Consider the following 11,705-nt stretch of genomic DNA (forward strand, 5'->3'; position numbering starts at 1 on the left):
CTGACGTGTGCAGAGTGAGTGCTGATTGCGCACGTCTGACTGCTGACGTGTGCAGAGTGAGTGCTGATTGCGCACGTCTGACTGCTGACGTGTGCAGAGTGAGTGCTGATTGCGCACGTCAGCACTCGGATTATTCAAAAGAGCGTGTTTTTCGCTGAATTTGGCTATGCCTTATACCCCTAGGACTTACGCAGTTTCGCCACTAAAACACTAAAGCACCAAATCCCACTAAACTTTGGTGTGTATTTTTTTGTGCTTTTGTGCTTTTGTGGCATTAGTCCCGATAGCCATCGGTATCCGAATTCCATCGAAGTACGAAAAAAATACGAACCTACGAACTACGAAATGTTCGTACTTCGTAAGTTCGTAAAAGATTCGTACTTCGGTGATGAAACCCGTTATCTGTACCTCCCGTTCACCTTCCACATTAAAAAAGAAGAACCCACTCCAATCAGCGCACCCACCAGCACATCACTCGGATAATGCACTCCCAGTTCCATGCGCGAATAGCCCACTGCGCCCGCCCATAAAAAAGAGGGAGCAATCACATACCACTTGGGATACGCCAGCGAAAGCGAAGTGGCGGTGGCAAATGCCGCTGAAGTATGCCCCGAAGGAAAAGAAGGAGAGCCCGCCTCGCTTTTCTGCGTAACCAAATTGGGATAGGTAACAAACGGGCGCTTGCGGTTGAACGAATATTTTAATCCCACTGTGATAAGCGTGGAAGCCGCCAGCGAAGCGCCCATCACTAATGAATTTCTTTTTGCCGCGCTGTCATGCGCAAAAATACCGTAGAGGAAAAAAGAAGAAGGCACTGCAATGCTTACGGGCGTCATGCTTTGGCTGAAAATTTTGTTGGTGTTATCCCACGAAGCGGAGTTGCCGCTGTTAATGGAGTGAAGAAGATTGATATCGGCATTCTGGGCATTTACCGCAGGAAGAAAAAATAAAAAGCAAATGACGAATGACCAATGACCAATGACCAATGATATTTTCATGCTTCGAATATCGGAATATTAACCGCAGCCCGTAACTGTTGAAAACTGCGTGTGGCGCAGAAGTGCTGTGTTTCAAAAAAGTTATACTTTTGCGCGCATAAAAATTCATCGCCAATGAAACATGCTGTAACATTCGCTTTCATCCTCTCGTTGTTTCTTCCGCTTTCTCCTTTCTCTTCCGCCACTATTTACGAAAGCGATTTTTCCGCTTTGCAAAAAATAAATCTCTACAAGGAAAATAAAGTGTGGCTCGTGCACGGCTGGAATTTTCCCTACAACAACAAAGTGATGGTTAACAAAGGAAGAGAAACATCTTTCGAGCGCTTCGACCGCAGCGGCAACCGAACCGAAGAAGTGGAGTACGATTCACTGGGGCGCACGGTTTTCTCCTGCCAGTATTTTTTTGATGAGAACGGCAATGAACTGCGCAGGGCAGGGCTGGACGGAAAAGATATAATGGATGAACGCTGGAACTACGCGCCCATGAGCGAAGAACAGTTTGAAAAACTGGAAAGCCAGTCGCAGTATAAAAATTCGGTGTATGGAAAAACATTTTACAGCGACTCATTGAAAGAAATGAGCAATGAAAAGAAGAATTCTAATTTGCTTGCCGATGCAAAAGTGGTGGAAAAGACATCGCTTTACAAAAAATCACTGTGCGGCAACTGGATTTTCAAGAAAGACGTGCATAAAAATAAAGTGAAAGAACTTCACTTCGATGCCAACGGAAACTTTGCGTACAAACTGCAGTTCGCCTTTGATAAAAACCAGCGGCTGAACGAAAAAACAGAATACGATGCCTTCGGAAACCAGCAGGAGAAATGGGAATACAAGTACGATGAAAAAGGAAACAATGTGGAAACTTATTGCTACGTTTCAAACAACATGCTTTACCGCAAGTACATCATGCTCTACGATAAAAAAGGAAACATGACTTCAAAATTCACGTTCGACAGCAATGAAAACGAACTCAACCTCACTGTTTATCTCTATGAGTTTTACGGAGGGCTTCACGCACCGCGCGCCTTAGGCAATAAAGAATAATTACTCTTTTACAAAGTTCGTAGTTCGTATGTTCGTACCAATTCGTACTTCGATGGGATTTTTATTTGGCGTTTTGAATTGAATTATTATTTTTGTTCCTTCTTTTTCAACCGTCAAAAAAAGAAATAGACATTATTCAAAATAAGAAACTATGTGTATGTTGTCATTTCGACCGAAGGGAGAAATCTCCTCATTCAGGGGGAGATTTCTCACCCTCAAAGCAGGGTTCGAAATGACAAACCTCTATAAATATCTAATATGAATAATGTCTAATATGAAAAAAATTTCTTTCGCTTACTTCCTCGCTTGCGCCCTTTCGCTTTACATCCTTCTGAGCAGTTATAGTTCAGGACCCGGCACAAACGGCTTTGATTGCACGGGCGCTGAAACAGGGCTTGGCAATCCCAGCGGCTGCACCACCTGCCACGGCTCCGCTGCCACCAGCGGCATCAGCATTGCCATTGAACTGGATTCTGCCGGAGTTCCCACCACGCATTACTCGGGCGGAAAATCCTACACCGTTATACTCACCGGCACCAATAACACTTCCACCGTTCTTCCCAAATACGGTTTCCAGATGGGAAGCATTAAGGGTTCTTTTGCAGTGGTTACTCCCACCAACGCAGGAACGTGGGCTTCGCCTTATCCAACTTTAACACATTATGCTGCCCCTTCACCGGGAAATTATGTGGTGGGCGTGGTGGAACACACGGCATCGCTCTCCCCCACTTCGGGCACGGGCGGAATGGGAACCATCTATTCACAAACATTTAACTGGACGGCACCTGCTTCGGGCACCGGCACCATTTCAATATGGGCGGCACTGAATGCGGTGAACGCAAACGGACTCGCTGATACGGGCGACCACTGGAACAAAGTGCATGTGATAATCAATGAATGGAGCATTACCGGCACAGCAAATCTTGCAGAGGAGAGCGCGGAAATAAAAGCGTATCCCAATCCGGTAACCGATGTGTTGAACCTGCAAATGCAAAATCTTCCTGCGGGCATGTACGCGCTTTCGGTGTTTGATGCAAGCGGAAGAAAAATTTTCTCGAAGAATGTTGAAGCAGGCGGAACTAATTTTACCGAAACAATTTCCGCCACCGGCTGGAAGCGCGGCATGTATAAAGCGCTTATTGAAAAAGATAATTTCTTCCGGCAGATTTCTATCGTGAAGTGATTCGTTATAGACCTTCAAGGTTTTGAAAACCTGGAAGGTCTTGCAACCCTGATGATTTACATATCGTAATCCACCTTCACCACAGGCGTGAGCGGATGGCTCTGGCAGGTGAGAATATATCCTTCTTTAACTTCGGAATCGGTGAGCGCGAAGTTTTTATTCATGTGAACTTTTCCTTCGAGGAGTTTTGCCCTGCACGTTGCGCACACTGCGCCTTTGCAGGCGAAAGGGGCATCCACTCCATGCTCAATGGCTGCATCCAGAATTGCTTTTCCATCGGAAGAAAGTTTAAAAGAAGTTTCGACTCCGTATTGTGAAACAGTTACCTGCGAAATTATTTTTTCAAGAAGTGGTGCAATGGTGGCGCCAACGGGTTCTGATGAAGAAGTGAAATACTCTATGTGAATTTTATTTTTTTCTGCCGCTAAATCTTCGAGAACTTTCCGCACGTTATCCATCATGGGTGTGGGACCACAAATAAAGAATTCATTGTCCTTGCTCATGTCCACAAATTTTACGATGAGCAGTTGAACTTTTTCTCCAGTCATTATTCCCTTGAAAGTTTCGTCAATAGGATGCTGCGGTTTGTCAAGAATGTAAAATAGTTTCAGCCGCTGAGAATTTTTATCCTTGAGTTCGTTCAGTTGCTTTCTGAAAATGGTTGCGTCTTCATTCAGGTTTCCGTAGAAAAGTAAAATGGTTGAGTTCGGCTCATCATGCAAAACAGTTTTGATGATGGAACACATCGGAGTGATTCCACTTCCGCCCGCGAACAGCACATAATTTTTTTTGTGATAGGGATTCATCGGGGAATGAAATCCTCCCATCGGAGTCATCACCTCCACTTCTTGTCGAACATTAAAATTATCATTGATAAAGTTGGAACCTTTGCCCTCTTTCACGCGCTTGATTGCAACTCGTAATTCTCCTTCGTGAACTCCGCTGCAAATGGAATAACTCCTGCGGATTTCTTCTCCGCTTACAAAAAGTTTCAGCGTGAGGTATTGCCCCTGGATGAATTTATATTCTTCTTTCAGCGAAGCCGGAATTTCAAATGCAACCGACACGCAATCGGAAGTTTCCTTGCGCACATCAGATATTTTTAGTTTGTGGAACTTTGCCATAGTGAAACGACAAAAATAAAATATTAATTCATTTCCTTTTCCTAATCAACTCTAAAATTCCATTGATGAATGTAAGCGGATGAACAGGATTTCCCGGAACAAACAAATCAATTTTGTATTTGCTGAGAAAATTTCTGTTCAGCGCGGGACTGCCAGAAAAAATTCCTCCGCTGATGGCGTCCGTTCCTGCGAGGATGATAATTTTAGGTTCGGGAGTTGCATCGTAGCAAATCTGCAATGGTTCCGCCATGTTTTCTGAAATTGGTCCCGTGATTACAATTCCATCGGCATGGCGCGGAGAAGCCACAAACTCAATTCCGAAACGTCCCATATCAAAATTCACATTTCCGCAAGCGTTCAGTTCCAATTCACAACTGTTATCTCCTCCTGCAGAAACTTGTCTTAACTTTAATGAGCCGCTGAAGTATTCTGAGATTTCTTTGCGAATCAGGGAGGGATTTAATTCAATCGGCTTGTCCTCTCCTTCTTTAATGATTAATCGTTCTCTTTCGTTGGAAGAAATTTTATAGTCAGTCGTAAATTTTATTTTATTCGGAAAAGCAAATGCGCACTCACCGCAAAAAGTGCATTTGCCCAAATCAATGCTCACAGGATTTTTTTCAATCGCATTGGTCGGACAAATTTCCATGAATTCATCTTCGTTTATTTTTTCGGAATTGATAATTGGTCTGCCTCTGAAAATTCCCGGCATTTCCGCATTAGTTACATCGGGAATGTATTGTTTCCCCTGGTGAAATAATATTTTGAGGTTGTCTAACATAATTTCATTTTTACAAATCGTGTCCGCAATAAGATAAATTGAAACTTTTGTTGCACACGGGGAAATCAGAAATTTCATTCTGTCTCACTGCCAAAGCAAGCGCAAGCCAGTTGTGAAATGATGGGTCTTTCACTTTGTAATGTGCAAGTTCTCCTTTTTCATCGGTGATGGCGCAATGACAAATTTCTCCGCGCCAACCCTCCACGAGTGAAATACAAAAAGAATCCGGCTGAGAAAGCGATAAAGGATTCCGATTTTTATTTTGCTGCGGAATATTTTCTAAAAGTTTCCGAATGTATCCGATGGATTGTTTTATTTCTTCTTTTCTAATTTGCACGCGCGAATATACATCTCCGTGATTTTTTGTAATGGGCTGATGATTGAATGAAGAATATAAATCGTGAGGATGTGATTTGCGCACATCTCTTTCTATTCCGCTCATCCTTGCCGACATTCCGACAGTGCCGATGGAAAAAGCATCCTTATTAGAAACTGTTCCTGTTTTTTCAAAGCGAGCAAGAACCGTTGAAAGCGAAAATGCTTCCTTGCAGATTTCATCAAAGTCATTTTCATAATCATGCAGAAGTTTTTCAAGAATATTTTTTAATTCATTGGTGAAAGGAAAATTATTTTTCCCTGCGCGGATTAATCCTTTTGCCAAACGGTTTCCGCACCAGATTTGAAAATAATTGATGAGTGGTGTCCGTAATCTTCCGAACACTGCACTTCCGAGTTGGTAAGCAATGTCGGTGCAGAGTGCGCTCAAATCTCCTGTGTGAATGGCGATGCGTTCCAGTTCAAGAGCGAGCGTGCGGGAAAATTTCAAATCATCTTCGGCTTTGTAATTACAGAGAGATTCCCAGAGATTTACAAAAGCGGTTGTGTGTCCGGCAACGGTATCTCCGGCAATATTTTCTGCGAGAGTTGTTCGCTGTAAAAAAATTTTCTTTTCTAAAAAAAGTTTTTCAATTCCACGATGCTGAAACCCCAATTGAATTTCGAGATGAAGGATTTGTTCCCCGTTGCAGATGAAACGAAAATGCCCGGGTTCAATCACGCCCGCATGAATGGGTCCCACACCGACTTCGTGCAGTTCTTCGCTGTCAATTTTATAGAACGGATAATTTCTACTGGAAGAATTTTTATCCGCCCTGTCAAATGGAAAACGAACGGGCTTCAGCCATGGATGGTCAGAATATTTTATGCCAAAATTTTCGTGGAGTTCCCTTTCAAAAATGTGAAAGGCAAGGTTGTAATTTGTAAATGAAGGCAGCAGTTGATTTTGTTCAGCGTAAGAAGAGGAAACCAAAATAGTTCCTTCTTTATCATTTGCGATGCAGCAAAGCAATTTTATTTTTCCACCGGATGGAAATCCATAGTAGTTCACACAATGATTATTCGGTTCCTTCAGTAGAGAAACATTTTGTTCCAGAAATTTTTTATACTCCAAAGTTGGAATTGACGGCAAAGAAATCCGCTGGTTATTTTTTATTTCAATGTGGTTCATCAGCGGGGAAAATTTTTTATTGCTTCATTTATTAAATCCAGCATTTGCGGGGGCGGATTAAATCCCAGATAAATTACCAAACCGAGTAAAATAAATTGAGAAGAGGATTCATGCCATTTTATATTTTCTACATTTTCATCCTTAAAATTTACAGCGGGAGTAAAAAGAAGTTTGAAAATATTTTTTCCAAATGCCCATATGATTACAGCGAGAAGAATTAAGATGATAACAAGAACAAAAATATAATGTGCTTCAAAGAGAGAACGGAAAATTAAAAATTCGCTTATAAACATTCCTGAAGGGGGTATTGCAGCTGCACAAAGAAATCCGAACAGAAGTACGAGCGCACCTGCAAGGTTATAATTGAAATAATTTCCTGTGTCAAAAATATTTTTGCTTTTATAAATCCGGTAAACCTGCCCAACCTGAAAAAACATTCCTGCTTTTGTGAAGGCGTGAAAAATAATATGAAGGATGGCGGCATAATAACCGATTCCTCCTGCGGCAATTCCTAAAAAAATAATTCCCATGTGCTCCACGCTTGAATAAGCAAGCATTCGCTTGATGTTTTTCACCTTAAGCATATATACTGCCGCCACAAAAACCGAAAGCGCGCCCGCAATGATGAGCAGATTACTCGCCCACACGCGCAGCGAAGTTTGCGCAACCACTTCGTAAAAACGAAAAATGCCTATGAAGCCCACATTCATCAGTGCACTGGAAAAAAGCGCGCCCGCTGGCGAAGGCGCTTTATCCTTCGCGTCAATACCGGCAGTATACATCGGCACAAGTCCTGCTTTCACTGTCAAACCCGTGAACACGAAAATGAAAGCAAGCCGCATCCAGAATTCATTCAGCGAAGAAGCGTGTGCGAGAAGTGATGAAAAAGATAAATCGGTGCTGCCGCTCTGCTGGAGCGCAATGCTGAGAAAAAGAATTCCGATGAACACGAGCGTAATGCTGATGGAGCAAACAAAAATATATTTCCAGGTTCCTTCGAGCGAACGGATATTTCTCCTGTGATAAACAAGTGCGGAAGCAGAAAGCGTGGTGAGTTCAATAAATACCCAGGTGACTGCAATGTGAGAAGAAAGATACGCAGCGCTCATTGCCATAATTAAAACGACCATTGCAGAAAAATAAATGGCGCGCTGCCGCGGAATTTCTTTATGCTTCAGAAAATAAATATAACTGTGATAAAATGCCGGAATGCTGATGATGCTGAGTGTTGCAAGAAGAATAATTGCCAGCGCGTCAATCCTGAAAAAACTAAGTTCTTCACTATGAAGATGCGTATAAGAATAAATCGTGAATGCCCACTGAAGAATCAGAAAAATAAAAACCAGAAAATAATTTATTGTACGGTGTCGGTTGAAAAAAATTATTCCGCTGATAATTCCTGCCCCTGTTAAATAAATTGCAATCATTTAATCTCTCAGTGATTTTAATTGTTCCACATCACCGTCTTTAATTACATCGCCTATTTTATTCACAAAAATTCCAAGAAGAAGAACGCTTACAAAAATGTCAAGAAGAATTCCGGTATTCACGAGCATCGGCATTTCGCTTCCCACAGCAAGAGAAAGAATGAATACGCAATTTTCAAGAACGAGGTAGCCCATTACGTGCGTGATGAGTTTTCTTCGTGTGACAATGATGTACAATCCGGTGAACAAAGTGGAGAGCGCAACTACAAAAAATATTTTGTTGATGCTTCCATCCACAATGGCGGAAGATAAAATATAGGAAAGCACTATGATAACGGTGATGATGATGAGCGAAAAAAAATTATGGAGATAGGGCTCGGCTTCGCGGGTGATTTTATTTTTCCGGATTACATAATTCAAAAACCACGGCACGGCAATGGTTTTGAAAATAATTGTCTCCAGCAGAATGAAAATAAGATTGAGCGGATTGATTTCAATCAGGTTGATAAATGCAATTCCGAAAAGAAGTATTCCCTGGAAAGCAAGAATTTTTATATAGGTGAGCAGTCGTTTAGCAATGCCGATATAAACGAGCGTAATAATAAAAGTTATGAGCAGAACGTTTGTCATATCAGAGCAAATTATTTTTCATCAGAAGAATTCCTATGAAAATTAAAAGTGCAACCGATGAAAGCGTAAAAATAAATTGCGGATTGTGATTCATTCGGAAACGCGCCATAAATGATTCAATCAATCCAATGATTATTGCAAATGCGATTTGCGTAGCAGCGAAAATTAAAATGTCAATATGAATCGGAAATCCTCCGAAGAAAAAATTTGCTATAAGCGCGCCATACATTGCGAATTTCAAATTGCCTGTGAAAAGAATTAATCCCAAATCAAAACCGCTGTTGTCAAGAATCATCACTTCGTGAATCATCGTGAGTTCAAGATGAGTTTTCGGGTCATCCACAGGCATGCGTGAATTTTCCACCATCGCGAGCATCACAAGCATGTATGTGCCCAATACACCAATAGCATAAGAAATGTACGAACCAAAATGGAGCGATGAAAATAAATCCGCAAAAGAAATTTTTCCAGTCATCATCGCAAAACATCCTATGAGAATAAAAAGTGCCGGCTCGGCAAGCATGGAATAAAGCGCTTCGCGGCTAGCGCCCATTCCCTCAAAACTGCTTCCGGTATCAAGCGAAGAAACAATCATAAAGAATTTTCCGAGCGCGAGGATATAAATAAAAAATAAAAAGTCGCCCTCAAAAGAAATTATTCCTTTGTGATTTCCGAATGGAACGACAAGGATTGCCGCCAGCACTGAAGAAAAATAAATTGCCGGAGCTATTTGAAAAATGATGCTCGATGTTTTGCTGTATACTGCTCCTTTTTTCAATAGGCGGAAAATATCTTTAAGCGGCTGAAAAATTTCCGGACCTTTTCTTCCGGAAGCAATGCTTTTTGTACGGATAATAATTCCCGGGAAAAACAAAGAAGCGAAAATTATCAGAACGAAACTTGGCATATCACATATTCTTTAAAAATGAAAACAATGAATTGATTACATCGGCAATGAGCGGAAAAAATATTACGAGCAAAATAAAAATCACACCGTATAAAACATAATGCTGAGCATTGCCGCTCTGAAGAAATGAAAACCTGTTGAGAAAGCTTTTCAGCAGGAAAATAATTGTGTCTATGAATTTTTCTTCCAGTTTGTCTTCAGCGTGCGTCTCATAAAAAACCGGCTTGGGAAAAATTTCATCTATGAGTTTTTCTTTTTTATGAATGGATAAAACCGGTTTTGCAAGTTTGCGGTAGGAGCGGATAAAGGAATTTGCGGTGTATTGCATTCTGCCTGCATCGCCCGCATAGCCGCAGCCCCAGGTTGAAGAAAAGGAAATTTCTTTTTCTCTTGTGATTTGTCTTCTCACTAAAAAAATAAAACTGCAAAGCAAAATAAATCCTGCCGAACAAATTCCGATGAGCGTCATTGTATTTATTGTGCTGTCAAAAACCCCTATTCCCATAGGAGAATTTATCCTGGAAGTAAACATTGCGATTGGCGCGGAAAGCAACCGGACAAAAAATTCGGGAAAGATTCCAATAGAAATAATTAAAGCCAAAACGAGATACATCGGAAATAAATTTCCTGCAGAAACTTCCTGCGCTTCGATGGAAAGCGAATTCCGGGGAGTTCCGAGAAAAACAATTCCGAACGCTTTTGTGAAGCAGAGCAGCGCAAGCCCGCCTATGAGCGCAAGCCCGAGAACGGAAAACACAAAAGATAAAACGGAAATATTTTCCGCGCCCGCAATTCCTTTAAACAAACCCGAATAAATTAAAAACTCCGAAACAAATCCGTTAAAAGGCGGAAGCCCGCAAATTGCCAGTGCAGAAAGCAAAAATAAAATTCCCGTGTGAGGCATTCTCTTAATAAGCCCTCCAAGTTGTTCCACATTCAGCGTTTGAGCTTTCAGGTAAACATTTCCCGCGCAGTAAAACAAAAGCGATTTGAAGAGAGAGTGATTCAGCACGTGAAGCAATCCGCCTGCAAATCCGAGCGAAGCGAGAAGAAAATTATTTGTCCCGATACCGATGCATCCAAGTCCGATTCCGATTCCAATGATTCCGATATTTTCAATGCTGTGATATGCGAGAAGTTTTTTCAAGTTATGCTGAACAATGGCGAGCATCACTCCGTAAATTCCTGAAATCACCGAGATGAAAAGAATAAAATATCCAACGAAAGTAAAATCCGTATGAATAAAAAAAAGCATTCTCAGGATTCCATAAATCCCCATCTTGATAATAATTCCCGACATCACTCCGGAAATATGCGAAGGCGCAACAGGATGTGCATATGGAAGCCACGTGTGAAATGGAACAAATCCTGCTTTGAAAGCAAATCCGAAAAAGAAGCAGATAAAAAGAATTATCCCGGTTAATGCGGATTTTTCCGAAGTGAAATTCCGGATGGAAGAAAAATCGTACGAGCCGGTTTGCGAAGCAATCCATATAAACGCGATGGTGAGAAAAAGAACTCCGATGTGCGACTGAATGAGAAAATTAATTCCTGCTTTGAGTGTAGCACGTTTTGTGTGTTCAAAAATTACCAGCACAAAAGAAGAAAGCGTCATCACTTCCCATATAATAAGGAAGAGCAAACTATTTTGCACGCAGCAGATAGCAAGCAATGAAGTGTGCATCAGTATATATGAAATCCAATGCAATGAAAGATTTGATTTCTGCTCTTCGTATTTTTTCATATAATGAATTCCATAAAGAGCGCCAGTGACAGCCGTAAAATTGATAACAAGAATGAACCAGGCGGAAAGCGCGTCAATGCGAAGAGAAATATTTCCCAAAAAATTATTTCCCGGAAAAATCATGTCAAAAGAATTTCCTGAAAGCACATCAACTGCAAGAGCCGATGTTGCAACGGCATTCAAAAAGACGAAGAGAAAACAAATTCTGGATTTCAAACCGGCAGGAAGAAGCGGGATGAAAATTATTCCTGCAAGAGTTATAACTAATGTCAGAAGCAAAAAATTACTGTACATAAATCAAAAAATAAAGTGCAAATCACTGCGTCAAAAACATTTCGCGAGCCAAAGATAAGTTTTATT

10 protein-coding genes are annotated in these 11,705 nt (G+C 41.3%); 2 read left to right on the forward strand and 8 right to left on the reverse strand.

What is annotated here, in order from left to right:
• Positions 1-398: 398 nt before the first annotated feature.
• A complete protein-coding gene (locus HY063_12895; GenBank protein MBI3502681.1) occupies positions 399-998 on the reverse strand; it encodes a phosphatase PAP2 family protein in 600 nt (199 codons plus the stop codon).
• Between the two features lie 114 nt (positions 999-1,112).
• On the opposite strand from HY063_12895, the gene HY063_12900 reads away from it, so the two are divergent.
• Complete coding sequence (locus tag HY063_12900) at positions 1,113-2,042, forward strand: hypothetical protein (protein ID MBI3502682.1); 930 nt, start codon at positions 1,113-1,115, stop codon at positions 2,040-2,042.
• 274 nt (positions 2,043-2,316) lie between these two features.
• On the forward strand, positions 2,317-3,225 hold the full coding sequence (locus HY063_12905) for a T9SS type A sorting domain-containing protein (protein MBI3502683.1): 909 nt from the start codon (positions 2,317-2,319) through the stop codon (positions 3,223-3,225).
• A 56-nt stretch (positions 3,226-3,281) separates the two neighbouring features.
• On the opposite strand, the gene HY063_12910 is transcribed toward HY063_12905, so the two are convergent.
• Genes HY063_12910 through HY063_12940 form a run of 7 tightly spaced genes read right to left on the reverse strand, consistent with a single transcriptional unit; the run spans position 3,282 to position 11,639 of the window.
• A complete protein-coding gene (locus HY063_12910; GenBank protein ID MBI3502684.1) occupies positions 3,282-4,349 on the reverse strand; it encodes a 2Fe-2S iron-sulfur cluster binding domain-containing protein in 1,068 nt (355 codons plus the stop codon).
• 28 nt (positions 4,350-4,377) lie between these two features.
• Positions 4,378-5,130 (reverse strand): NADH:ubiquinone oxidoreductase, encoded by a 753-nt coding sequence (locus HY063_12915; protein MBI3502685.1) that lies wholly within the window; start codon positions 5,128-5,130, stop codon positions 4,378-4,380.
• Positions 5,131-5,140: 10 nt separating this feature from the next.
• Positions 5,141-6,622 carry an NADH-quinone oxidoreductase subunit C gene (locus tag HY063_12920; GenBank protein ID MBI3502686.1) on the reverse strand — a complete coding sequence of 494 codons (1,482 nt, stop codon included), beginning with the start codon at positions 6,620-6,622 and terminating at the stop codon, positions 5,141-5,143.
• Positions 6,623-6,636: 14 nt separating this feature from the next.
• A complete protein-coding gene (locus HY063_12925) occupies positions 6,637-8,064 on the reverse strand; it encodes a hypothetical protein (GenBank protein ID MBI3502687.1) in 1,428 nt (475 codons plus the stop codon).
• The gene (locus tag HY063_12930) at positions 8,065-8,694 is read right to left on the reverse strand and encodes a hypothetical protein (GenBank protein MBI3502688.1); all 630 of its coding nucleotides are present in this window, start codon (positions 8,692-8,694) and stop codon (positions 8,065-8,067) included.
• Between the two features lies 1 nt (position 8,695).
• On the reverse strand, positions 8,696-9,601 hold the full coding sequence (locus HY063_12935) for an NADH-quinone oxidoreductase subunit H (GenBank protein MBI3502689.1): 906 nt from the start codon (positions 9,599-9,601) through the stop codon (positions 8,696-8,698).
• 1 nt (position 9,602) lies between these two features.
• On the reverse strand, positions 9,603-11,639 hold the full coding sequence (locus HY063_12940) for a hypothetical protein (protein ID MBI3502690.1): 2,037 nt from the start codon (positions 11,637-11,639) through the stop codon (positions 9,603-9,605).
• Positions 11,640-11,705 lie beyond the last annotated feature (66 nt).

The sequence above is a fragment of the Bacteroidota bacterium genome (assembly GCA_016195025.1).
In the GTDB taxonomy this organism is placed as follows: Bacteria; Bacteroidota; Bacteroidia; order Palsa-948; family Palsa-948; genus Palsa-948.